This window comes from Stenotrophomonas sp. LC732, from assembly GCF_052446685.1.
Classification (GTDB): domain Bacteria; phylum Pseudomonadota; class Gammaproteobacteria; order Xanthomonadales; family Xanthomonadaceae; genus Stenotrophomonas; species Stenotrophomonas muris.
In genome coordinates, this window is the sequence record NZ_CP199214.1 from 4803090 (window position 1) to 4826850 (window position 23761).

Below are 23761 nucleotides of genomic sequence, written 5' to 3' on the forward strand. Positions count from 1 at the left end.
TCCCCGCGGAGATTCCAGGTCGAGTCAGGGGACGGTCGTGTCCCCCGGCCGGGGCCGGTATTCGGGCTGATGGACACGGGCCGCAGCCCACCTACTACCCGCCGCTTCCCAGGCGCGAGCCCAGTGCTGTTGGCAGGATTCGTTTCCATTCACCGCTGCGGGGCAGCTCCGGAATGGACGCGCGAGGCGCCTTCACCGGATTCCCGTTTAATTCCCTCCCCGCGCCGCAGCGATGGGAGGGATACCTTCGGCGTGTGCAAGGTGGACCTGTTGGTGGCGCCGGTCAAGAGCGCAGGGGTCAGAACCCGCTACGCTGCAACGGGATCCGACCCCAGCGGAAGGAAGGGGTCGGATCCCGCTGCCACGCAGCGGGCTCTGACCCCGGTCGGGATGCACCTTCAATGCCCCACGGCCGCCCGCGTGCGGATGTCGTCCAGCCGCTGGTCGTGCAGCAGGCGGCCGTTCTCCCACACGGTCACCATTGCGTCCTCGAAGCCGTCCGGCAGGGTGTCGTCGCCGTTGGCCGGCAGTGGCACCGTATGCAGGCTGCCATCGTCCAGGCGCCGCAGCAGGCGCATGCGGCCGCGCTTGCTGGTCTTGCCAGCATCGGTGACCGGATCCTTGTAGACGTCGATCCACTCACCCTCGACCCTCGCCGCCGAGCACTTCAGTGCGAACTTCTGCGTATCGCGGTCCAGCCGCTGCAGCAGCGCACCGCCCATGCCGAAGGCTACGTTGTCGGCGGCGTAGCCGTCGTCGGTGATGCGTTGCAGGATGGTGCGGATGGTATCCGGGTTGATGCCATCGCCCTGGATCACCCGCACGTGGTTGAGCACGCGGTAGCCCTTGCCGTTGAGGGTGTGGCCGAACGCTTCATCCAGCCGGCGCAGGCTTTCGGCAACCACCTCCACCGGGTCCCCCGAGTCCGGGCGGATGACCAGGGTGGCGCCCGAGGCGATCACGTCATCGCGCAGGGTGGTACCCCAGTGCTCGCTGATGGCGCGGTAGATGTCATAGCTGTCCGATACCACCGCCACGATCGCACCGGGCGTGCCGAACTGGCGCAGCATGTTGCGGTAGGCGTCCACCTCGCGCTCGCGGCCCCAGCTGGTGATGGTGCTGTGCTCGGCGGCGGGAATCGAATAGCCGGCCATCGGCGCGTGGTAGTGCGCGCGCGCCAGGCACAGGGCCGAGACCGTATCGGTGCCGAGGAAGTTGACCAGGTGCGCGGCACCGCCCAGCGCGGCCGATTCCAGGCTCGAGACACCGCGCGCGCCGAAGTCGTGCAGCTTGAACGGTAGCTGCCCCTGCGGATCGTCGCTGGTCTGCTGCAGGAACGCGGCAATGGTCTGCCGTGCGTGCCAGCTGATGGTGGCCACGGTGACCGGGTACCACACGCGCAGCAGCAGCGTTTCCAGGTACGACGGCACCCAGAACGCGGCCGGATCGGTCGATTCAATGGTCATCAGTGCCTGGTGGGTGGGCACCACGCTGCCTTCGGGCACGGCGCGGATGCGTATCGGCAGATGGCCGCCAAGCCGGTCGACGATACCGCGCCAGCCGACCTCGTTGAACGGTTCGCCATGCGCGGCGAACACCGCAGCAGCGTCGTCGATGTCGGCGTGGGTGACCGGCCGTGCCAGCGCGTCCTTGAGGATCGCCTGCAGGCCGAAGAACACCGTGCGATCGTGCAGTCCGCCACGTGATTCGACGTAGAAGAACGTGGCATCGGTACCCGGCGGGTACTGCAGCCAATGGCTGGCCTTGTAGCTGTCGGTGTTGAGGAGAAGATTATCGAGGTAGTGCATGACGGAAGCTCCTTCGCGTCGGGTGGCACCGGCGGTCTATCCGCCAGTGGGAAAGCCGGGCCGGTCAGCCGCGGCCGAGGAAGTACTCCAGGATGTGCAGGTGGTCTTCGAACAGCTGCGGGCCCATGTCCAGGGCCTCACTCACCGGTATCCAGCGTGCCTTGTCGGCATCGTCGCCGCCGCGCACCGGCGGCAGCTCGCCGGCCGGAAACTCGAAGTGGAAACCGTGGGTGATGGTGCGGCCACGCTGGCTGCGGTCCGGGTGGTCGAACACCTGCTGGCCCTTCAGCGACCCCTTCAACACCGGCAACGGAATCTTCAGGCGGGTTTCCTCGCGCAGTTCGCGCAGGCAGCTGTCGAGCAGGCTCTGTTCCTGGCCGACGAAGCCGCCGGGCAATGCCCACAGCCCCTTGCCGGGTTCCGAGCGGCGACGCACCAGCAGCACGTGGCCCGAATGCACCACCACCGCATCGGTGGTGACGAAGGTGGGCGCGTAGGGCGCATCCTTCCAGGCGGCCTTGTACTGTTCGATGAAGCGGTACTCGGCCACCAGCTGGCCATACGCAGGCGCGCTTTTGCGGAACGCTTCGAGCATGTCGTACACCGGCGCCGGCACATTGCCACGCAGCATCAGCAGCGCGCCGTGGAAGTCGACGTCGCCGGCCTCGAACAGGTAGCGCCGCAGCTCGGTGGCCGACAGGGTGGCGGTGTGCTGCACGTCCACCAGCGGCCACTGCGGGAACTCGCGCAGGTAGTAGCTGGACGCATCCTTGTCCATGCCGATCAGGCCCACCCTGGCATCGGCGGCGGCACCGTCGTTGCGCAGGGCGTCAGCCACCTGGCGCTGCACGTTGGCGATCCATTGTGCTTCGTTGTACAGGTGGTCACGCAGCGGGCGGATCAGCAGACGGTCGGTGTGGCCGTCGAGGGCCGCCTGGATCATCACGGCGCGTTCGGCCACGGTCCATGGATTGCGGAGGCTGCGGGGGGTATCGGCAGAGCCGACCAGGAAGATCAGCTTGCGGGCCCGGCTCAGGGCCAGGCGGGCAACGGCGGCGTGGCCGTTGTGGAAGGGCTCGAATCGCCCGATGAAGACGAGATAGTCGAATTCCATGAGAATCCCTCATGTCGTTGTGGCAGCCGCGGGTCTGTCCCTTGGCTTGCTGCAGATGCTACGCCGATGGCGGGGCGGGTCAAGCCTGCAGCCGTGCTTTCTGCTGAACGGCGCATTGCGTGCGCGGACTGCGCCGTTGTTCTCAGGCCCTGAGAAGCCGCTGCGCCATACTGCAACCCACGCGGCGGACGGCATGCTCGGGGGCAAGACAGTGGCGGACAAGTACTGCGATCTGGTCATGAAAGGCGGCATCACCAGCGGCATCGTGTACCCCAATGCGGTACTGGCGCTGGCCCGCGAGTATCGCTTCAAGAGCATCGGCGGCACTTCAGCCGGCGCCATTGCGGCAGCGGTGGCGGCTGCAGCGGCCTGCGGCGATCGCCGCCAGCAGGCCGGCGAGCAGCTGCCCGGCGATGCAGGCTATGGCGGGCTGTCGGCGGTGTCGGCACAGCTGTCCCGGCGCGGCTTCATCTACAGCCTGTTCCAGCCGGCGCGCGGCGCGCGCGCGGCCTATCGGCTGCTGGTGGTGCTGACCGGCAATGCCCGCCTGCCGCACAAACTGCTGTGCCTGGCCGTTGCGGTATTCGAGATCGCGCCGCTGGAAGTGCTGGTGTCGCTGGCGCTGCTGCTCGGCCTGGGCTGGTGGGGCGGTGGCTGGAGCGGCGTGGCCGCCACGCTGCTGCCATCACTGCTGTGCGCCTACGGTGCGGGTGTGGCCGGTGCCGCGCTGCGGGTCGCGCGGGTGGCGCGTCGCAACCTGCTGGGCCTGTGCAGCGGCCTCAGCCGCGATCCACGCAGGCCGGCGCTGACCGAGTGGTTGCATGAATGCCTGCAGCAGCTGTCCGGCAAGCCGCTGGATGCACCGTTGACCTTCGCCGACCTGCACGATGCGCCGCGCTACGCCGGTGAGCCTGACAGCCCGCATGCGATCAGCCTGCAGATGATCACCACCTGCATCTCGCACAACGAGCCGCGCACGCTGCCACTGGGCGGCGCGCAGTTCTGGTTCCTGCGCGAGGAGTTCGAACAGCTGTTTCCTGCCAGCGTCGTGCAGTGGCTGGTGAGCCAGGCCGGCCCGCCGCTGGAGGTGGACGGGCGGCAGTATTACCACCTGCCGCAGGGCCCGAAGCTGCCGGTGCTGGTGGCCACGCGCATGAGCCTGAGCTTCCCGCTGCTGATCAGCGCGGTGCCGCTGCATGAACCCTCACGCCGCGAACGACGCTGCGAACCGGCCGCCCCTGCGGCCGACCAGGAGCACAACGTTGCCGACAGCATGGAAGGGCTGACCAGTGCCGGGCAGACCTGCGGCCCGGTGATCACCGCCTTCCGCATCTGCTGGTTCTCCGATGGCGGCATCAGCAGCAACTTCCCGATCCATCTGTTCGATGCCGCGCTGCCGCGCTGGCCGACCTTCGCCATCAACCTGGTCTATCCACAGCACGCCGAAGCGGTGAGCCAGGGCAGCGGTGGCCGCCAGGCGCTGGAACATGCGGTGTTCCTGCCCACCGAAAACCGCCACGGCTGGCAACGGCATTACCAGTCCATCGCCACGCCACTGGCCGCAGCCGAGCTGGGTCGTTTCCTGTTCGCGGTGGTGGCGACCATGCAGAACTGGCGCGACCTGCTGCAGGCGCGCGCACCGGGCTACCGCGACCGCATCGTGCACGTCAGCCTGCAGGGCGACGAAGGCGGCATGAACCTGGACATGCCGCAGGAGGTACTCTCCCGCATTGCCGACAAGGGCAGCCTGGCCGGTGCGCGCTTCTGTTCGTTCTCGTTCGAGAACCACTACTGGATCCGCTGGCGCAACCTGGCCTCGGCCTACCAGCGCTACACGCTGGAAGTGGCGCGCACCGATGATCCGGCGCAGCAGGTGCTGGCCTACCGCGCGGCGTACGCGATGGTCGCCAGCGGTCAGCCGACGCCACCGTCGTACAAGCTGGGCTCGGAAGACAAACGGCTGGCCTCGCAGCAGTTGTGGGGCTTGATGGTCGAGCAGGGCCGCACCTGGGAGGACCTCGGCCCGGACCTTACCGACGGCGCACCGCGTCCGCTGCCGCAGATGAAGGTGACCCCGATCTACTGAGCCGGTCCTGCGGTCGAATCGGGGTCAGATCCGTTTCCGCAGGAAAACGGATCTGACCCCGCAGTGGTTGCTGCTCTTGCCGGCCAGCGGCCGGCGCTACCACGGGTGCAGGGCGCGGCCCTGCCAAACCCGCCCTATCGCCCCGGCAACTGCGCGAACGCGCGCTGCATGCAGTCCTCGCGCGGGCACACCCGGCACCCCGGGCCGATCGATACCGAATTGCCCGGGCTCTGCACATCCAGCCCCAGTGAATACACCAGGCGTTCGGCATGCTGCAGGTCGCAGCCCAGCGCCACCGCGAAGGTCTTGCGCGGTTGGCCATGGCCGACCGGGCCACTGCTGACCTGCCGCGCCAGCCAGAAATGGCGGCGGCCATCGGGCATGCGCGCGGTCTGGGTGAGGATGCGCCCGGGTTGGTTGAACGCCTCGTAGACGATCCACAGCGGGCACGATCCACCCACCTGCGAGAAGTGGAAATCGGTGGCCGAATGGCGTTTTGAGACGTTGCCGGCGCGGTCCACGCGGATGAAGAAGAACGGCAGGCCGGGCGCGCTGCGCCGTGCCAGCGTGCTCAGCCGGTGGCAGACCGCTTCGAAGCCGACGCCGAACTGGTGCGCCAGCAGTTCGATGTCGTAGCTGCTGGTTTCGGCTGCACGCAGGAAGCGCATGTACGGCATCACCAGCGCACCGGCGAAATAGTTGGAGAGACCGATCCGCGCCTGCGCGATGCGTGCCTCATCGGTGAACCCGGCGCGCGCCACCACCGCATCGATCTGCGGCAGGTAGCCGTGCAGGGCCAGCTCGGCCGCCATCTGGAACGCCTGCTGTCCGGGCTCCAGGTAATCGGGCAGCCACAGCCGCCGCGCACCGGCATCGTAGTGCCGCTTTTCGCGCCCGGCCTGCAGTGCGGCCACTTCCACCAGCACGCCATGGCGGTCGGCCAGCAGCTGGCGCAGCCGCGGTGCCACATGCCCGGGCGACAGCCCCCATTCGGCGAACAGCTGCTCGGCCAGCTCGTCCAGCTCGGGAATGTGGTTGTGCATGCGGTTGAAGAACTCGCGCACCTGGTCACCGGCGGGCAGGGTGCTGCCGGCGCCGGGCTCGCCCAGCTGGAACTCCAGTGCGGCCGCGTGCTCGCGCAGCGCCAGGTGACGACGGTGCAGGTCCAACAGCGCGCGGCTGACCTGCGGCAGGTTGCCGGCCAGGGCGCGCAGTTCGGTCGCGCTGACCTCGGCCAGGCCCAGGTCGCGCAGGGTTTCGCCCAGCGCCTCCTGCAGGGCGGCGGGCTCATCGTCATCGAACAGCGAGGAAACGTCGCCCAGCACCTCTCCCAGCTTCTTCTGCACCGCCGGTGTCAGTGGGCGCTTGTTGCGCTCGATCTGGTTCAGGTAGCTGGCCGACAGCCCCAGCGCACGCGCCAGATCGGCCTGGCTGTAGCCGCGCTGCTCGCGCAGCCGCAGCAGGCGCAGGCCGAGTTGCCGCTGGGGAGCTGAATAATTCACAGAATTAACAGGAATCGTGGGGCGCGTTGGCCAGATTAAGCGGATTCAGCCCGGAAATCGAGCCGGGTGCTGTGAATAATGCCAAGCATCTTTCGCACCCTGTGGGATTGTCGTCATGACTGTTGCAGCGCCCCGTATCCGCATGCTGATCGATGGCCAGTTCGTTGAATCGGCCACTTCCCACTGGCAGGACGTGATCAATCCGGCCACCCAGGACGTGCTGGCCCAGGTGCCGTTCGCCACCACCGGCGAAGTGGACGCCGCCGTCGCCGCCGCCAAGGAAGCCTTCAAGACCTGGCGCAAGACCCCGATCGGCACCCGCGCGCGCATCTTCCTGAAGTACCAGCAGCTGATCCGCGAAAACATGAGTGAGCTGGCCCACATCCTCACCGCCGAACAGGGCAAGACCCTGCCGGACGCCGAAGGTGATGTGTTCCGCGGCCTGGAAGTGGTCGAGCACGCCGCCGCCATCGGCAACCTGCAGCTGGGCGAGCTGGCCAACAACGTGGCCAATGGCGTGGACACCTACACGATCATGCAGCCGCTGGGCGTGTGCGCTGGCATCACCCCGTTCAACTTCCCGGCGATGATTCCGCTGTGGATGTTCCCGATGGCGATTGCAACGGGCAACACCTTCATCCTCAAGCCGTCCGAGCAGGACCCGATGGTCACCATGCGCCTGGTCGAGCTTGCCCTGGAAGCCGGCATTCCCAAGGGCGTGCTGAACGTCGTCCACGGCGGCGAGGAAGTGGTCAACGCGATCTGCGACCACCCGGACATCAAGGCCGTGTCGTTCGTCGGGTCCACCCGCGTCGGCACCCACGTCTACAACCGCGCCTCGCTGGCCGGCAAGCGCGTGCAGTGCATGATGGGCGCCAAGAACCACGCCGTGGTGCTGCCGGACGCCAACAAGGAACAGACCCTCAACGCAATGGTCGGTGCCGCCTTCGGTGCCGCTGGCCAGCGCTGCATGGCGGCTTCCACGCTGGTGCTGGTCGGTGAAGCGCGCAACTGGGTGCAGGACCTGGTGGCCAAGGCCCAGACCCTGAAGGTCAGCGCCGGCACCGTGTCCGGTACCGACGTCGGCCCGGTCATCTCCTGCAGCGCCCGCGAGCGCGTGGAAGGCCTGATCGCCTCGGGCGTGGAGCAGGGCGCCAAGCTGGTGCTCGATGGCCGCAAGCCGCAGGTCGATGGCTTCGAGAAGGGCAACTTCGTCGGCCCGACCATCTTTGCCGGTGTCACCACCGACATGCGCATCTACCAGGAAGAGATCTTCGGGCCGGTGCTGGTCATCCTCGAAGCGGAAACGCTGGAAGAGGCCATCGCGATGGTCAACAGCAACCCGAACGGCAACGGCACCGCACTGTTCACCCAGTCCGGCGCTGCCGCGCGCAAGTTCCAGGAAGACATCGACGTCGGCCAGGTCGGCATCAACGTGCCGATCCCGGTGCCGGTGCCGCTGTTCTCGTTCACCGGTTCGCGCGCCTCCAAGCTGGGTGACCTGGGCCCGTATGGCAAGCAGGTGGTGCTGTTCTACACCCAGACCAAGACGGTCACCGCGCGCTGGTTCGATGACGAGACGCTGAGCCACGGCGTCAACACCACGATCAGCCTGAAGTAACGGCAGGAGCAGCCATGAGCCACTCGATGACGACGGAACTGGAAGAAGCGCAGCAGGCGTACCGCGAGGCGGCGCGCGACTTCGCACAGGCCGAACTGGCGCCGCACGCCGCGCGATGGGATGCGGAGGGCATCTTTCCGCGCGAGGCGATCGCCAAGGCCGGTGAGTTGGGCTTCTGCGGTCTGTACATGGACCCGGAAGTGGGCGGCAGCGGCCTGAGCCGACTGGACGCCGCCGTCGTCATCGAGGAGCTCGCCAACGTCGATCCGTCGACCGCGGCGTACATCAGCATCCACAACATGGCCTCGTGGATGGTGTCCAGGTGGGGCCAGCCGGCCCTGCGCGATGCGTGGGGCACCGATCTTTCCTCGGGCAGCAAGCTGGCCTCGTACTGCCTGACCGAACCGGGTGCGGGTTCCGATGCGGCGTCGCTGAAGACCACCGCCGTGCGCGATGGTGACTTCTACGTGCTGAACGGCTCGAAGGCCTTCATTTCCGGTGCCGGTGCCACCGAGCTGCTGGTGGTGATGGCGCGTACCGGCGGTGCCGGTGCCGGCGGTGTCAGCGCCATTGCGGTGCCGGCGGACCTGCCGGGCATCAGCTTCGGCCGCAAGGAAGAGAAGATGGGCTGGAACAGCCAGCCCACCCGTGGCATCACCTTCGAGAACGTCCGCGTGCCGGTCAGCCACCTTCTGGGAGAGGAAGGCGGCGGCTTCAAGCTGGCCATGAAGGGGCTGGACGGCGGCCGCATCAACATCGCCGCCTGCTCGCTGGGTGCCGCACAGGGTGCACTGGATGCTGCGCGCCGCTACATGGGCGAGCGCCGCCAGTTCGGCAAGGCGCTGGCCGAGTTCCAGGCGCTGCAGTTCAAGCTGGCCGACATGGTCACCCAGCTGGTGGCTGCACGGCAGATGGTGCACACCGCGGCACGCAAGCTCGATGCCGGTGCCAGCGATGCCAACGTGTGGTGCGCGATGGCCAAGCGCTTCGCCACCGATGCCGGTTTCAACGTCTGCAATGAAGCGCTGCAGATCCACGGGGGCTACGGCTACATCCGCGAATACCCGATCGAGCGCCTGCTGCGTGACTGCCGCGTGCACCAGATCCTGGAAGGCACCAACGAGATCATGCGGGTGATTGTTGCCCGTCACCTGCTCAACACCGAAGAGGAACTGCGATGAAGGATTGGCGTACCCAGGAGCACGTGGGCCTGAAGGTGGAGGTGGATGGCCACACCGCCGTGGTCACCCTGAACAACCCGCCGGCGCATACCTGGACCGTGCACAGCCTGTCGGCGCTGCGCGACCTGGTCGGCGCGCTCAACGCAGACCGCGACATCTACGCGCTGGTGATCACCGGTGACGGCGAGAAATTCTTCTCCGCCGGTGCCGACCTCAACCAGTTCGCCTCCGGCGACAAGGCCGCTGCACGTGAGGCCGCGCGCCGCTTCGGTGAAGCCTTCGAAGCGCTGTCCGGTTTCCGTGGCGTGTCGATCGCCGCGATCAACGGCTACGCCATGGGCGGTGGCCTGGAGTGCGCGCTGGCCTGCGACCTGCGCATCATTGAAGACCATGCCCAGGTCGCGCTGCCGGAGGCCACCGTCGGCCTGCTGCCGTGTGCCGGCGGTACCCAGAACCTGCCGCGCCTGGTCGGCGAGGGCTGGGCCAAGCGCATGATCCTGCTGGGTGAGCGCATCAACGCCGAGACCGCGCTGCGCATTGGCTTGGCCGAAGAAAAGGTCGGCAAGGGCGAAGCCAAGGCGCTGGCGCTGGAATGGGCGAAGAAGGCCGGCAAGCAGAGCCCGACCAGCATCGCCGCCTGCAAGACCCTGGTGCAGTCCACCCGCACCGGCACCCACGCTTCGGCGCTGGTGGCCGAGCGTGAAGCCTTCGTCGACCTGTTCGACACCGCCGACCAGGTCGAGGGCGTGACTGCCTTCCTGGAAAAGCGCGCCGCGCAGTGGAAGAACGCATGAGCACGGATACCGCTGCCGACGACGCACCGGTGCTGTTCGAAGAGCGCGTGGCCGGCAATGGCACGCGCATCGGCATCGCCACGCTCAATGCGCCGCGTACGCTCAACGGTTTCTCGTTGCCGATGGCGCACCTGCTGCTGAAGCAGCTGAATGCCTGGGCCGACGACGATGGCATCGCCATGGTGGTGCTGCAGGGCGCCGGCGAAAAGGCGTTCTGTGCTGGTGGCGACCTGCACAGCCTGTACAAGGCCATGGTCGCCTTCCGTGAGGCCGGCCACAGCGACATCCGCCAGAACGCCTATGCCGCCGAGTTCTTCGACGTCGAATACCGCGTCGATTACCTCATCCACACCTACACCAAGCCGATCCTGTGCTGGGGCCACGGCATCGTGATGGGCGGCGGCATCGGCCTGATGTCCGGCGCCAGCCACCGTGTGGTCAGCGAACGCTCCAAGCTGGCCTTCCCGGAAATCACCGTCGGCCTGTTCCCCGATGTCGGTGGCAGTTGGCTGCTGTCGCGCGTGCCGGGCAACGGTGGCCTGTTCCTGGCCCTGACCGGCGCACTGCTCAACCCGGGCGATGCCATCTACGCCGGCCTGGCCGACGTGCACGTGGCCGAAGAACGCCGCAGCGCGGTGTTCGATGCGCTGCTGCAGGTGGCCTGGTCCAATGACACCGCACACAACCACGAACGCCTGACCCATCTGCTGCAGTCGCATGCCAGCGATGCCGCCACCGGTCCACTGCTGGCCCACGCGGCGCAGGTCGATGCGTTGTGCGAAGGCGATGACCTTGAAGCCATCGTGGCGCGCATTGCCGGCCTGCAGACCGACGACGCCTGGTTGCAGGCGGCTCAGAAGACCCTTGCTGCCGGTGCACCGGGTTCGGCACGGTTGGCGTACGAACTGCAGCGCCGCAGTGCCGGCCAGGACCTGGCCGCGATCTACCGCCTGGAGTACATCGTCGCCCTGCATTGCGCCGCCCATGGTGATTTCGCCGAAGGCATCCGCGCGCTGCTGGTCGACAAGGACCGCAATCCGCAGTGGAACCCGGCCACCCTGGCCGAGGCCACTGGCGCGTGGGCAGACACCTTCTTCGCTTCCCCCTGGGCCGACGCCGCGCATCCGCTGGCCGACCTGGGCACTCCCCTTGTTGAAAGGAGCCTTGCATGAGCCGCATTGCATTCATCGGGTTGGGCAACATGGGTGGCCCGATGGCCGCCAATCTGGTCAAGAACGGCCACAGCGTGCGCGTGTTCGATCTGGTTCCGGCCGCGGTGCAGGCCGCTGTCGACGCCGGCGCCAGCGCTGCATCGTCGGCGCGCGACACCCTGGCCGATGCCGAAGTGGTGATCTCGATGCTGCCGGCCAGCCGTCATGTCGAAGGCGTGTACCTGGGCGACGACGGCATTCTTGCCGCGATCCCGGCCGGTGCGCTGGTCATCGACTGCAGCACGATCGCCCCGGCCAGCGCCCGCAAGGTCTCGGAAGCGGCCGCCGCGCGTGGCCTGCAGATGATCGACGCGCCGGTGTCCGGCGGTACCGCCGGCGCCCAGGCCGGCACCCTGACCTTCATCGTCGGCGGCGAGGAAGACGCGCTGGAACGCGCACGCCCGGTGCTGCAGGCGATGGGCAAGAACATCTTCCACGTCGGCGCCAGCGGCGCTGGCCAGGTCGCCAAGCTGTGCAACAACATGGCGCTGGGCGTGATCATGGCGGTGACCGGTGAAGCCATCGCACTGGGCGTGGCGCACGGGCTGGACCCCAAGGTGCTGTCGCAGATGATGGCGGTCAGCACCGGCCGCAGCTGGGCCACCGAAGTGTGCAACCCGTGGCCGGGCGTGCTGGAGAATGCGCCGGCCTCGCGTGGGTACAGCGGCGGTTTCGGCAGTGATCTGATGCTGAAGGACATGGGCCTGGCGGTGGAAGCGGCGATGAGTGTCGGCGCTTCGATTCCGCTGGGCGAGGTGGCCCGCAATCTCTACTCGATGAACCACCAGGCCGGCCGCGGCAAGCTGGATTTCTCCAGCGTCGTGCAGCTCATCACGAGCGAGAAGTGACCTGGTAGTGCCGGCCGCTGGCCGGCAACCTCATGCCCCCGTGCGGGACAACGGAGGTGGGATGGGCGGATGTTCGGTTTCGACCGGCATCCGCCCATTTTTTTGGGGGTCGGATCCCTTTCGCAACGCGAAAGGGCTCTGACCCCATATAGCCGTGCGGGCCTGGGATGGGGTCAGAGCCCTTTGCCGGTGGCAAAGGGATCCGACCCCGGCGCCGCATCAGGCAACGATCAGCGTTACATCAATGTTGCCGCGGGTGGCGTTGGAGTACGGGCACACGATGTGCGCCTTCTGCACCAGTTCTTCCACCTGCTCGCGCGGCACGCCCGGCACGTTGATGGTCAGCTCGGCCTCGATGCCGAAGCCGGTCGGGATCTGGCCGATGCCGACCTTGCCGGTGACGGTGGTGTCGGCCGGCAGCGCGACCTTGGCCTGGCCGGCCACGAACTTCAGCGCGCCCAGGAAGCAGGCCGAGTAGCCAGCGGCGAACAGCTGTTCCGGGTTGGTGCCCGGGCCGCCGGCGCCACCCAGCTCGCGCGGGGTCGACAGCTGAATGTCCAGCACGTTGTCGGACGAGACGGAACGGCCTTCACGGCCGCCGGTGGAGGTGGCCTGGGCGGTATACAGAACCTTTTCGATGGACATCGGGATGCTCCTGGTCAGTGGGTGGGTACTGCTATGGAGCCTACTTTGCCCGGTTTCTGCGTACGATGGGTTGCAGTCCGTACGAAAAACTTGATTGATCGTCCTGTTGACCTAGATCGTCCACTCGCGGTCGGTGGTGAACATGATGGTCAGCCAGCGGTCCGGCGAGGCCTCGCCCAGCGCATCGCCGATCTCGTCGCGCAGCTGGTCCCATTCCAGCAGGGGCCGCGGCGGGTCGTCCTCGCGTACCACGAAGAACAACTCGATCTGCTCGCCACGCCCCACTTGGGCGACGTAGCTGCGATGCTCGACGAAGCCATGCTTGGCCACGATCGCGCGTGCCACCGCGTCCACGTGCGCCTGCAGTTCCGGCGGGGTGACCAGCAGGATGCCGGCCAGCGCCCGGCGCACCGTCCCGAGCGGGGCGATCATCACCAGCACGCAGACGAAGGCAAGGATGGCCGGGTCGATGTACGGCCCGACCCAGGCCAGCGAGGTGCCGCGCACCAGTACGCCGCCAAGGAAGGCCAGCAGGTAGCAGGCCGACATGCTGGCGGCGATCACCCAGTTCTTCGCGTCCAGCGCGATGAACTCCGAACCGATGCGGCGGTTGGCGCGCAGCACGAACCAGGCCAGCGCACCTTCGCCGATGATCGACAACCCGGCGAAGGCGATGGCTGGGCCGAGTGCGATGTGGCGGCCGCCGGACATCAGCGCATCCACCGCATTGACCAGCGCATACAGTGCCGCGCCGATCATCAGCGTGCCGCTCACCCCCAGCACGATGGGCTCCAGGTGCCAGAAGCCCATGGTGAAGCGCTGGTTGAGCCGCGACTGCAGCGCGTCGGTGCTGGTGGACAGTGCGATCAGACGCGCGACCAGCAGTGACAGCCACGTCATCACCACATCGATCAGGCCGTAGATGCCATCGAAGATGATCAGCGAGGAATTGGCCAGAAGACCAAATACCACCGCAGCGGCAGCCAGCAGCAATGAGCCTGCGATGGACAGGCGCAGCACGCCTTGTTCGGTACGCGCATCGAAGAAGCGTTCGGTGTTGGCAGGCATGCGGGAATCCAGCGGGAAATGGGCTGCGGAAGCAGCGCGTTGCCATTCTATCCAGCCTGCGGCACGTCGCCATGACCACGCCCGCACAGCGCCTGGAAAAGTCACCAGACTGGTAACCGTTTGCGGATTGACGGGTGCACACCCGAAGCGTATCGTTTGTACCACGATGACATAGAAGCCTCCGGTGACCCCGGGGGCTTCTTTCGTTTGCGCCGTCGCGCGCTGCGAGGTCACCGCCACCGACCCTGACGTCCCCGTCGCAGCCGTTCTGTTTTCCGCCCCGATCCTGCCTTTCCCGCGCCGTCCTGGTGATCGCGTGGGGCGCCGCCGTGCGCGCAGGATCGGGGCACTCCACATCCATCAACGAAGGAGGATTCGATGCCCCTGCTGACCCTTGAGCAGTGCCGCGCGCACTGCCGTATCGACGGCGATTTTGACGACGCCATCCTGGGTGACCTGCTGGCCGCAGCCAGCGATGCAGCCGCGGCCTATCTGGGCCGCGAGCTGTACGCCGACCAGGCCGCGCTGGACCAGGCGCTGGACCAGCTGCCGCAGGACATGGCGGCGGCGGTGACCGGGCATGAAGCCGCGGTTGCCGCCGCCAATGCCGAGACCAACGCGGCCAAGGCCAAGGCCATGCGTGATGTGGCCGATCGCCGCCTGGCCGTGGCGACCGCGCGCAGTGCGCGCCTGCTGCAGGGCATGCCGGTCAACGACAGCATCCGTGCAGCGGTGCGCCTGTTGCTGGGCCACCTGTACGCCCATCGCGAAGCCGTGGTCGTCTCTGCGCAGACGTTCGATGCACCGGCAGGCGCCGCTGCCATCGCAATGGAGCTGCCGTTCGGCGTGGCCGCGCTGCTTGATCCGTACCGATCGGCAGCAACGCCATGAACGCCGGCCACTTCAATCGCCGCATCCGCATCGAGCGCCAGGACGGCCAGCTCGATGCATGGGGGCAGCCGCTGGACGCCTGGCAGCCGGTGGCAGAACTGTGGGCCGCCATCATCGCCGACCGCGCAGACAGCGTGCAGCGGCTGACGCTGGAAAGCCGCCTGCCGGCAACGATCCGGCGCCAGCGCTTCCATGTCCGATTGGCAGCCGCACGACAGGCAGGCATCCAGGCCGGCATGCGCATCGTGCATGACGGTCGTGTTTTCAACATCACCGGCGTTGCGCCCGACTTCAGCCGGCGCCAGACCACGGTGCTGTTCACCGAACAGTCTTCAGGCATCGCCTGAGCGACGCCAACCAGGACACCGCGATGAGTTACGAAGCACAGCTGCACGCGCTGCTGGCCCCGCTGCTGCAGGGCCGGCTGTATCCCGACCTTCCGCCGGAACCGGTCATCTATCCGTGTGCCGTCTACCAGCAGATGGGTGGACAGTCCGTGTGGTTCAACGAAGGTTCCATTCCCGAACAGAAGCACGCACGCGTGCAGCTGACCGTCTGGGCAGACAGCCGCGCCCAGGCCAACACCCTGATCCGCAACATCGAGGATCAGGTATGCGCAGGATTGCCGACCGCCGAATCGTTCGGCGCTGCAATCGCCGTGCATGAGCCGATGCTGCACAAGTACGGCGCGCGGCTCGATTTCGGCCTGTGGTACGTCGACCCGTAAACCGCATCACCCGTGCAACACCCCAGCCCGGCATTCGCCGGGCTTTTTTTCATCCAACGAGGAAATACACCATGGCACTCAAGCTTCCCAAGGGCACCCAGTTCGGCTTCGCACCGGTCGTCTCCACCGCGATCGCCACCAGCGCGATCTCCAAGGCTGCGCCGGCGCTGGCCAGCGTTGCCGCCAACAGCGTCGACACCGGCGATGTGGTAGTCATTGAACTGCCGGGCTGGCCGGCCCTGAACAACCGCGCCACCCGCGCCGGTGCTGAAGCCACCGGCAGCGTTGAACTGCTGGGCATCGACACCACCGATACCGTGCTGTTCCCCGGTACCAGCGGTGCCGGTGTACTGCGCAAGGCGGGCGCCTTCGTCGACCTGGACCAGCAGGGCGACCCGACCACCGCCGGTGGCGAGCAGCAGTACTGGAGCGGCACGCTGCTCGAAGACCCGACCGGTCGCCAGGTTCAGATGCCGACCTTCAAGAACGCCAAGACCATCACCCTGCCGCTGTTCTACGATCCGAAGAAGCCGTGGTATTCGGCACTGAAGAACGCTGACGCCAAGGGCGAGCCGGTGATCCTGCGGGCCAAGCTGGTCGGTGGCGACGTGCTGTACTGGTACGGCTACCTGAGCTACAACGGCGACCCGACCATGGCCGCCAACACCCCGATGGGCACCACCGCGACCTTCACCGCGCTGGCAGACTCCATCCTGGTCGAGGGCGCCTGATGTTCCAGGTCAAGGCGCCGGAGAGCTTCAAGAGCACCCTGACCATCGTCGGTCACGGCCGCGAGCAGAAGCTCAACCTGACCTACCGGCACCTGTCGGTAGCCGACTACGCCAGCCTGCTGGAGCGTCTGGGCGATGACACGTTGAGCGTGGCCCAGGCCATCCTGGACATCGTGGTGGACTGGGATGCCGATGTGGCGCTGGACACCGCCGGCGTCGAGCTGGCGCTGCAGCAGCAGGCCGGCCTGGATGGCGCCATCATCGGTGGCTACACCCAGGCCCTGCAGGTCGCACGCAAGGGAAACTGATCGAGGCGGTGGGGGCCCTGTACTGGCGGGCCCCCACCGAGTCCGAGCTGATGAAGCTTGGATTGAAGGCAAAGCACTTTCCACCACCGCAGGTCGAGCTGTGGCCGGAGTGCGTGCTTCCCATCGAACTTTTTTCGCGGGTTGCCACCCAGTGGCGCGTCGGCGCAGGTGGCCCGATCGGGCTGGATTACAACGTGGTGTACCGGGAGCTGGAGCGCGAAGCGCTCGACGGCGACCAGCATGACGAGGTGATGGCGGCCATCCGCATCATCGAACGCGCTGCCTTGGAGCAGATGCAACAGGAATGAGCCGGCCATCGCGGCAATGCCGATGGCCGATCCCGGCTCCGCCGAAGCGGAGCCGACTCTCCCGAGGAACACTCAATGAGCACTACATCGCCTGGCAGCACACGGACCACCGTGGAGGCCAGCAACGCATTGGAAACGGCCATGCAGGCAGCAAGGCGCGGCATGACCGAGATGACCGGCACCACACAGGAGTTCCAGCGGCAGCTGGAGAAGATCAACACGGTGCAGCAGGCCTTCAATGCCGTGCTGACCACCAGCGCATCATTGGTCACCGCACTGTCCACGCAGCTGACCGCCCTGAACACGCAGCTGCAGGCGGCGGCGAAGGCAGGAACAACCGCAGCGGGCGCGGACGCCGGCAAGGCTGCAAAGAAGGAAGAGAAGGCCCAACAGGACGACAAGGGCCTGGCAGGCATCCGCAAGGGCCTGGGCGGCGCGCTCGGCGACTATATCGGCAAGACCGAAAACACCGCCACGGCTGCCAAAAAAGCCTTCGACAAAGCATTCACCGGCGCCGACGAAGCGTTGAGGAGCTTCGTGACCACCGGCAAGTCCAAGTACAAGGAACTGGCCCAGTCCATCCTGTCCGACCTCAAGATGATCGCCGCACAGCAGGCACTGGTCTGGGGGGCGAGGAAGATCGCCGGCTTGATGGGGGTCGACCTGACGCCCAAGGATGCAGCGACGGACGCGGCGGCGGTGGCTGCAGGCGTGGCGACTGCCAAGGACGCCAAGGTCGGTGATGCCAAGGCGGGCGAAACCAAGGACGCCAAGGACACCAAGGGCACCACAGGACTTTCGGGGTTCCGCAAGGGCTTCGGCAGCGCGCTCGGCGAGTACATGGAAAAGACCGAGAACTCCGCCAAGTCCACCCAGGATGCCTTTTCCAAGGCGTTCACCGGCGCAGAGGCGGCACTGCAGAGCTTCGTGAAGACGGGCAAGTCCAACTACAAGGATCTGGCCAAGTCGATCATCGCCGATCTCAAGATGATCGCCATCCAACAGGCAATCGTCTGGGGCGTCAAGAAGATCGCGGGCCTGTTCGGATACGGCACGGGGGTGGAGGCCAACGCCAACGGTGGCGTCTACCAGTCGCCGAGCCTGTCGGCCTATTCCGGCGGTGTCTACAACACTCCGCAGCTGTTCGCCTTCGCCAAGGGCGCCGGCGTGTTCGGCGAAGCGGGACCGGAAGCGATCATGCCGCTGCGGCGCGGGCCGGACGGCCGCCTGGGTGTGGCCGCGCACGGTGGCGGCGGTGGTGGCGGAGTGGGAGTCAGCATCCGCATCGACAACAACGGTGGCAAGGAAGTCACCACCAACGAAAGCATGCTGCAGCAGTTCGGCAACGAGATCGGCCAGTTCGTGGAACGCAAGTACCGCGAGCTGCAGAGTCGTGACCTGAAGGCAGGTGGTGTGCTCAGCAGGAGTGCCATGCAATGACCGACACCTTCACCTGGCCGGCAACCAGCCAGAGTACTGGAACCACCACCGCCGCCGTGAAGCGCGCGAAGTTCGGAGATGGCTATGCGCAGGCCGCTGCCGATGGCCTGAACGTCACTTCACGCAGTTACCAGCTGCAGTTCGTCGGCAACCGCAAAACGATCAACGAGATCGTGACCTTCCTGGATGGTCATGCCGGCCGCAGCTTCCTGTGGAAAGGGCCACTGGGGCAGGGGCTGTACATGTGTGATTCCTACACCGACAGCCATCTCGGCGGCCAGGTATCGACCATCACCGCCACCTTCGAGCAGACCTTCCACGCGTAGGCATGAGCATGGATCTTCAACGGATCGACCTGGATACCATCCAGCCCAACGGAAAGCGTGGGGAGACCCAGCGGCCCGCCTTCACCAAGATCAACCAGAACTTTCAGCAGGTTGGCCAGGCAGTCGACGGCCTGCCCGGGCAGCTCGCCGATACCATGATGCGCGCGCCGGCACGGCGCAATCGCCTGCTCAATGGCAATTTCGACATCTGGCAGCGCGGCAGCAGCTTCGGCATCTCCGGGAACTACACAGCCGACCGATGGTTCCTGCAGATGGGCAACGTCGAAGACGCCGTGTTCAAGCGCAATCCCGCAGCGGCAGGCGACAACAACTTCCCGTTCAGCACCTTCACGTTGTCGGTCAGTTCGAGTGGCAATACGGATGGCACAAACCACTTCTTTGTCTTCGAGCAGCGCGTGGAAGACGTCCGCAACTTCGCGGGCGTGGAGAGCACCGTTTCGTTCCTGGTGTTCAACGCCGGCGCCGCCGGGCGGAAGATCGCCCTTGAATTCGCCCAGACCTTTGGCGCGGGGGGAAGCACGCCTGTGCTGGGAATCGCGCCGGAGGTGGTCGAACTGGCCTCCGGCCTGAACCGGATCCGCAGGACAGTGACCCTGCCTTCCATCTCAGGGAAGGCACTGTCCGGTGACGGTGCGGCCGTGGTCTGCATATGGGTAACGGCGGGCACGCAGTTCGCCAGCCGCACCGCAGGACTGGGCGCGCAACAGGGCCAGCTGTACTTCGGAGAGTTCCAGTGGGAGGCGGGCCCGCTCGCGACGCCGTTCGAGTGGAGGCCGAAGGGGGAAGAGCTGCGGCTGTGCCAACGCTACTACCAGGTGGACGCCACTGGCGTGCCGTTCGACGGTGGATCGCGCTTCAACGCGGGCGTGGGCCTGATTCGGGGCGACAACGCGGTGTACCTCACCTACCGATTCAATCAGCGAATGCGGTCGGTACCCGCGGTCGCCTTCTCGAACCCATCGCAATGGCGGCTGCTCACGGGAGACGGTGCAACCAGCCTGACAGCGCTCAGTGCGGCGGAAGTTACGTCGACCCGCATGACCATCATCGGTGCGCTGAACACTGCCGCAGCGGGTCAGGCCGGCATCCTGCAGAGCGGAGATTCGGCAGCGGAGGGCACTGGATTGACCATGGATGCCGAAATCTGAGGTCCGCGGGAGGGCTGGAGAGCGTTCCTTCGCAACCGAAACCATCAAGGAAACAGCACAAATGCCACGAAAGATCATCGACCTCGATTCCGTTCAACCGAACGGAAAGCGGGGTGAAACACAGCGCCCGGCGTTCACCAAGATCAACGACAACTTCGCCGAAGTCTACGACGCGTTGACTGAGGTGGCGAAAATCCCGCAGATCGTGGGGAATGCCATCACCGAGCGCGTTCCAGGCAGGAATCTGCTCATCAATGGTGCCCTGCAGTTCTGGCAGCGCCGTACATCTGGTCGTGTCGGCACTGGGTCGGGGACGCTGGGCGCGGAAGTGTTCTTCGCCGACCGTTTCACGAACTCGGCGCTGGTCTGCAACCACGACGTACAGCGGGTGGCGTACGACGGGCAGGCCGGATTTCCGGAAGATACACGGTCGATTCTGGTCTGCACCGTATCCGAGGCCATCGCCAGAAGTGGCGCCTGGATGGGGCAGAAGATCGAGGGTGTCCGCAGTGCAAGCGGAGACATCACGATCTCGGTATGGGCGAACTCTGATGCGCCCGGTCGCAGTGTGGGCGTGCGTGTCATCCAGGATTTCGGAACCGGCGGCTCACCCTCGCCGCAGGTGGTGCTGGAAGCCGGTGTGCTCACACTGGGCACCACCGCCAAACGTCACAGCATCACGGTGACGTTGCCGAGTACCCGGGGAAAGGTGCTCGGCAGCAACGGCAACGACCACCTCTACGTAGTGTTCGACCTGTGCGGTGCTGGTCAGAAGGGCGAGCTGGTGGCACAGAACGGCTCGTTCGGCTTTACCCAGTTCCAGGTCGAATCGGGCCGCGCAGCGACACGCTTCGACTGGCGGCCGCCAGGTGTGGAACTGGCGTTGTGCCAGCGCTACTACGAGAAGAGCTACAACCTCGACATCGTACCCAACACGGCGCACAACGAAGGGCGCGAGGCATTCTCGATCAACTCACCGGGAATGGCGCATTACCAGAGCGTGCGATTCCAGACGGCAAAGCGTGCCCATCCCTACGTGATGATCATCTCGGCCGACAACATCCAGCAGGATGGACACATCGCGGAAGACAACATCTCCCGCGTGCCCTGCCTGGTCAACTACGCCTCGCCTTCCGGGTACGAAGTCAGCTGGACCAACAATCCAGGCCGCTGGGGCGGCTGGTGGCATTGGTGGGCCGACGCCGAGCTTTGATGGGGCGCCCGCAGGGAACAGGACGACAGCAATGACGAGAAAAATCATCGACCTCGATTCCGTTCAGCCGAACGGAATGCGGGGCGAAACCCAGCGCCCGGCGTTTACCAAGATCAACGACAACTTCGCCGAAGTGTATGGCGCGCTGGATTCGCTGGAAAGCGCATTGCAGAGCGCGGCTCCAGGCAGGAACCGCCTGATCAACGGCAACTTCGATTTCTGGCAGCGGGCCACCACTGGCACCACCCAAGGCGGCGAGATCTATGTGGCCGATCGTTGGACCGTGGCAGCGCTGAGCTGCACGCATACCGCAAATCGCGGGGCCAATCTTCCTGCCGGCGGAGCCGCGCCGGAATCGCGCCGTTTCCTCAACAGCGTTGTCTCCAAGGTCAGTGCAGGCAGCAGCGCCTATGTCGCACAGAAGGTCGAAGGGGTCGCCACGCTGTCCGACGGCGAAGTGGTGGTTTCCGGCTTCGCCTATGGCCCGCCAGGAAAACGCATCGGTGTTCGTCTCATCCAGCACTTTGGCACCGGTGGTTCGCCGTCCGCCGCGGTCAGCGTAGAGCTGGGAACCGTGGCGGTCACCGCCGCGTCCTGGACCTATTTCCAGCTCAGTGCGCGACTGCCATCGGTGAAGGGGAAGACGCTGGGCAGCAATGCCGACAGCGATTTCCTGTGGCTGGTGGTGGATCTGTGCGCCGATGCCTATGGCGGTGTCATCTCCGGTCAGAGCGGAGAGTTCGGCCTTGCGATGATGCAGCTGGAGCGCGGCGACAGGGCAACGGCATTCGACCTGCGCCCGCTGGCCCACGAGCTGCAGCTGTGCCAGCGCTACTACGAGAAGAGCTACAACCTGGATGTGCCGCCTGGCACGGCCGATGGCATCGGACGCGACAACCAGTTCTACGACCGCAGCGTCGGCGTTGGCAGCACCTCGCATATCCGGTGTCGCGTCCCCAAGCGGGCCATCCCAGCCTACACGGTCTACAGCGATGTGAACGGGCAGGCAGGGCGCATATCCGGCGCAAGCGGCGGCATCGGCACGGTGACGTCCATCGTATATGCCGGCCAGTCCGGCGCACAGGTCAATTACCAATCCGCCGCAGGCAACTGGGGCTCCTCCTTCCATTGGACCGCCGACGCGGAGCTATGACATGTATCAACTGACCGAAGAGATCGACACCATCAAGTGCCTGCAGACCGGCGCCTTCATTCCACGTGGCCACCGTCTGTGGAATGACTATGAAGCCTGGTGTACGGCAGGCAATGAGCCGGAGCCGGTACCGCCGCTGTTCGCACCCGGCTCGGCGCAGTTCCATCGCTTCATCCGCGGAAAGGCGTGGGAGTGGATGGCCCAGTGTGCCCGCGATCGCGGCTATGACAGCATCGAGAGCTGCTGCAGCTACGTAGGCAGTGCGGTGCCGCGCTATGCGCAGGACGCCATCGCCATGATTGCCTGGCGCGACGGGGTCAACCTCGCACTGGAGACTATTGAGTCCACCGCCGAGGAGAACGCGCCGGACTGGCGGAAGGTCCAGGCGCAACTGCCGCAGCCGGATGCATTCGGCTGGCCTGCCGAGCAGGCGCCGGAAATCATCGGCGGCTGAGGAGGACGACGCATGGCACGACGCACAATCGACCTTGATACCGTGCAGCCGAACGGAAAGCGGGGTGAGACGCAACGGCCGGCCTTCACCAAGGTCAATGAGAACTTCGCCGATCTCTACACGGATCTGGATGAACTCGAAACCACGGTGCAGGATCTCCGGCGCAGGCAGAACGGCCGGAACCGGCTGATCAACGGTGACTTCAGGTTCTGGCAACGGGGCAGCAGCCGCACTGTGGTGTCGCCTCTGGCGGTGTATGTTGCCGATCGCTTCCAGGTGGTATGCACTGGGGCGGGGCAGGTCGCGGTGTCACGCCGCAGCTTCGATGCCCCGGCATTCGGGGTCACGGGATTCATGAACTGCGATCTCACCGGATCGACGGCCGCGACCGAGGCGTTCGTCACCCAGCCGGTGGAAGGCGTGCAGACGCTGGCGGGAAGTACCGTGACGCTGAGCATGCAGGCATGGGCCGCGACGCCGGGCTGCCGCATCGGCGTTCGCTTCATCCAGACGTTTGGTACCAATGGGTCTCCGGATGTGACGGTCCGGGCAGGCGTCCAGGAGATCGGCACCGCGGCCGCGCTCAGGTACTTCACCGTCGAGTTGCCATCCATTGCTGGCAAGACCGTGGGAGCCAACAGCAAGCTGCACGTCATCGTCGACTTTGCGACACCCGGTGGTTATGGCGGACAGCTTGTCGGCCAGTCTGGGTCCTTTTCGCTGACCTGCATGCAGTTGGAGAAGGGGGCGACACCTACCGACTACGACATGCGTGATGACGCAACCGAGTTGATGCTGTGCCAGCGGTACTACGAGAAGAGCTTCCCGCTGGAACAGGCACCGCAGCTTGGCATGCCGTCACCGCAGGGCGTCGCCGCCGCGTTCCAGGCAGGCCTGGCGCGCAGTGAGCAGATCTCCTTCAAGGTCGCCAAACGCACTGTGCCCGCACTCACGCTCTACTCCAACAGTGAAGTGGCGCCGGCCCTCGGCTACTGGTCGTTGTTCAACGGCAACGGGTGGTCACGCGGAATGGCTGTCCCGCTGTTCCTTCGTCCCGATGGATTCACGCTTCAGCTTGATTTCGGTTCTGGCCTGACGCCGTTCTATGCCTATCTGGTGGGCGGCAACTGGGCGGCTGACGCCGAGATCTGACCCTGGCCGTC

24 protein-coding genes and 1 riboswitch are annotated in these 23761 nt (G+C 66.1%); of the genes, 19 read left to right on the forward strand and 5 right to left on the reverse strand.

Annotated features, from left to right (window positions below; translation table 11 throughout):
- Positions 1 to 35: 35 nt before the first annotated feature.
- A riboswitch (cobalamin riboswitch) is annotated at positions 36 to 265 on the reverse strand.
- 133 nt (positions 266 to 398) lie between these two features.
- Together ACT6SE_RS22575 and ACT6SE_RS22580 are read right to left on the reverse strand one after the other, a co-directional pair.
- Positions 399 to 1808, reverse strand: a complete 1410-nt coding sequence (locus tag ACT6SE_RS22575; protein WP_046428045.1) for a nicotinate phosphoribosyltransferase — start codon at positions 1806 to 1808, stop codon at positions 399 to 401.
- Positions 1809 to 1872: 64 nt separating this feature from the next.
- Positions 1873 to 2922 carry a bifunctional nicotinamide-nucleotide adenylyltransferase/Nudix hydroxylase gene (locus ACT6SE_RS22580; protein ID WP_014645588.1) on the reverse strand — a complete coding sequence of 350 codons (1050 nt, stop codon included), beginning with the start codon at positions 2920 to 2922 and terminating at the stop codon, positions 1873 to 1875.
- A gap of 193 nt (positions 2923 to 3115) precedes the next feature.
- On the opposite strand from ACT6SE_RS22580, the gene ACT6SE_RS22585 reads away from it, so the two are divergent.
- Positions 3116 to 5008, forward strand: a complete 1893-nt coding sequence (locus ACT6SE_RS22585; RefSeq protein ID WP_046428047.1) for a patatin-like phospholipase family protein — start codon at positions 3116 to 3118, stop codon at positions 5006 to 5008.
- Positions 5009 to 5142: 134 nt separating this feature from the next.
- Here the strand turns inward: ACT6SE_RS22585 and ACT6SE_RS22590 are convergent, their stop codons facing one another.
- Positions 5143 to 6510 carry a helix-turn-helix domain-containing protein gene (locus ACT6SE_RS22590; RefSeq protein ID WP_014645590.1) on the reverse strand — a complete coding sequence of 456 codons (1368 nt, stop codon included), beginning with the start codon at positions 6508 to 6510 and terminating at the stop codon, positions 5143 to 5145.
- 115 nt (positions 6511 to 6625) lie between these two features.
- Between ACT6SE_RS22590 and ACT6SE_RS22595 the strand changes: the two genes are divergently transcribed.
- Genes ACT6SE_RS22595 through mmsB form a run of 5 tightly spaced genes read left to right on the forward strand, consistent with a single transcriptional unit; the run spans position 6626 to position 12165 of the window.
- Positions 6626 to 8131 (forward strand): CoA-acylating methylmalonate-semialdehyde dehydrogenase, encoded by a 1506-nt coding sequence (locus ACT6SE_RS22595; RefSeq protein WP_014645591.1) that lies wholly within the window; start codon positions 6626 to 6628, stop codon positions 8129 to 8131.
- A gap of 14 nt (positions 8132 to 8145) precedes the next feature.
- Positions 8146 to 9312 (forward strand): acyl-CoA dehydrogenase family protein, encoded by a 1167-nt coding sequence (locus ACT6SE_RS22600; protein WP_014645592.1) that lies wholly within the window; start codon positions 8146 to 8148, stop codon positions 9310 to 9312.
- Positions 9309 to 10106 carry an enoyl-CoA hydratase gene (locus tag ACT6SE_RS22605; protein WP_005407685.1) on the forward strand — a complete coding sequence of 266 codons (798 nt, stop codon included), beginning with the start codon at positions 9309 to 9311 and terminating at the stop codon, positions 10104 to 10106. The genes ACT6SE_RS22600 and ACT6SE_RS22605 overlap by 4 nt, the downstream gene beginning before the upstream one ends.
- A complete protein-coding gene (locus ACT6SE_RS22610) occupies positions 10103 to 11278 on the forward strand; it encodes an enoyl-CoA hydratase/isomerase family protein (protein WP_046428050.1) in 1176 nt (391 codons plus the stop codon). Before ACT6SE_RS22605 ends, ACT6SE_RS22610 begins: the two co-directional genes overlap by 4 nt.
- Positions 11275 to 12165: a 3-hydroxyisobutyrate dehydrogenase gene (gene mmsB, locus ACT6SE_RS22615; protein WP_005407687.1), complete on the forward strand. Its 891-nt coding sequence runs from the start codon at positions 11275 to 11277 to the stop codon at positions 12163 to 12165. The genes ACT6SE_RS22610 and mmsB overlap by 4 nt, the downstream gene beginning before the upstream one ends.
- Positions 12166 to 12384: 219 nt before the next feature.
- Here mmsB and ACT6SE_RS22620 read toward each other — a convergent pair whose 3' ends face one another.
- Both ACT6SE_RS22620 and ACT6SE_RS22625 read right to left on the reverse strand, forming a co-directional pair.
- Positions 12385 to 12810, reverse strand: a complete 426-nt coding sequence (locus tag ACT6SE_RS22620) for an organic hydroperoxide resistance protein (protein WP_004153735.1) — start codon at positions 12808 to 12810, stop codon at positions 12385 to 12387.
- 111 nt (positions 12811 to 12921) lie between these two features.
- Positions 12922 to 13878 carry a cation diffusion facilitator family transporter gene (locus ACT6SE_RS22625; RefSeq protein ID WP_014645594.1) on the reverse strand — a complete coding sequence of 319 codons (957 nt, stop codon included), beginning with the start codon at positions 13876 to 13878 and terminating at the stop codon, positions 12922 to 12924.
- A 378-nt stretch (positions 13879 to 14256) separates the two neighbouring features.
- Here ACT6SE_RS22625 and ACT6SE_RS22630 point away from each other — a divergent pair, with 378 nt between their 5' ends.
- The 13 genes from ACT6SE_RS22630 to ACT6SE_RS22690 all read left to right on the forward strand — a co-directional run bounded on the left by ACT6SE_RS22630 (position 14257) and on the right by ACT6SE_RS22690 (position 23750).
- Entirely contained in the window at positions 14257 to 14769 is a 513-nt protein-coding gene (locus ACT6SE_RS22630) for a head-tail connector protein (RefSeq protein ID WP_014645595.1), read from the forward strand.
- Entirely contained in the window at positions 14766 to 15116 is a 351-nt protein-coding gene (locus ACT6SE_RS22635) for a head-tail adaptor protein (RefSeq protein WP_014645596.1), read from the forward strand. The genes ACT6SE_RS22630 and ACT6SE_RS22635 overlap by 4 nt, the downstream gene beginning before the upstream one ends.
- 23 nt (positions 15117 to 15139) lie before the next feature.
- Entirely contained in the window at positions 15140 to 15496 is a 357-nt protein-coding gene (gp17, locus tag ACT6SE_RS22640; RefSeq protein WP_014645597.1) for a tail completion protein gp17, read from the forward strand.
- A gap of 71 nt (positions 15497 to 15567) precedes the next feature.
- Positions 15568 to 16227 (forward strand): phage tail protein, encoded by a 660-nt coding sequence (locus ACT6SE_RS22645; protein WP_014645598.1) that lies wholly within the window; start codon positions 15568 to 15570, stop codon positions 16225 to 16227.
- Entirely contained in the window at positions 16227 to 16535 is a 309-nt protein-coding gene (locus ACT6SE_RS22650; RefSeq protein WP_014645599.1) for a phage tail assembly chaperone, read from the forward strand. Before ACT6SE_RS22645 ends, ACT6SE_RS22650 begins: the two co-directional genes overlap by 1 nt.
- A gap of 8 nt (positions 16536 to 16543) precedes the next feature.
- Positions 16544 to 16843, forward strand: a complete 300-nt coding sequence (locus tag ACT6SE_RS22655) for a DUF1799 domain-containing protein (protein ID WP_227863846.1) — start codon at positions 16544 to 16546, stop codon at positions 16841 to 16843.
- A gap of 75 nt (positions 16844 to 16918) precedes the next feature.
- Positions 16919 to 18283, forward strand: a complete 1365-nt coding sequence (locus ACT6SE_RS22660) for a phage tail tape measure protein (RefSeq protein WP_046428054.1) — start codon at positions 16919 to 16921, stop codon at positions 18281 to 18283.
- Positions 18280 to 18609: a phage tail protein gene (locus ACT6SE_RS22665; RefSeq protein WP_014645602.1), complete on the forward strand. Its 330-nt coding sequence runs from the start codon at positions 18280 to 18282 to the stop codon at positions 18607 to 18609. The genes ACT6SE_RS22660 and ACT6SE_RS22665 overlap by 4 nt, the downstream gene beginning before the upstream one ends.
- A 2-nt stretch (positions 18610 to 18611) precedes the next feature.
- Positions 18612 to 19778: a hypothetical protein gene (locus ACT6SE_RS22670; RefSeq protein ID WP_046428057.1), complete on the forward strand. Its 1167-nt coding sequence runs from the start codon at positions 18612 to 18614 to the stop codon at positions 19776 to 19778.
- Positions 19779 to 19839: 61 nt separating this feature from the next.
- A complete protein-coding gene (locus tag ACT6SE_RS22675; protein WP_049420446.1) occupies positions 19840 to 20991 on the forward strand; it encodes a hypothetical protein in 1152 nt (383 codons plus the stop codon).
- A 31-nt stretch (positions 20992 to 21022) separates the two neighbouring features.
- Positions 21023 to 22144: a hypothetical protein gene (locus ACT6SE_RS22680; RefSeq protein ID WP_152665595.1), complete on the forward strand. Its 1122-nt coding sequence runs from the start codon at positions 21023 to 21025 to the stop codon at positions 22142 to 22144.
- A 1-nt stretch (position 22145) separates the two neighbouring features.
- Positions 22146 to 22598: a hypothetical protein gene (locus ACT6SE_RS22685; protein WP_046428060.1), complete on the forward strand. Its 453-nt coding sequence runs from the start codon at positions 22146 to 22148 to the stop codon at positions 22596 to 22598.
- 12 nt (positions 22599 to 22610) lie between these two features.
- On the forward strand, positions 22611 to 23750 hold the full coding sequence (locus ACT6SE_RS22690) for a hypothetical protein (protein WP_046428063.1): 1140 nt from the start codon (positions 22611 to 22613) through the stop codon (positions 23748 to 23750).
- Positions 23751 to 23761 lie beyond the last annotated feature (11 nt).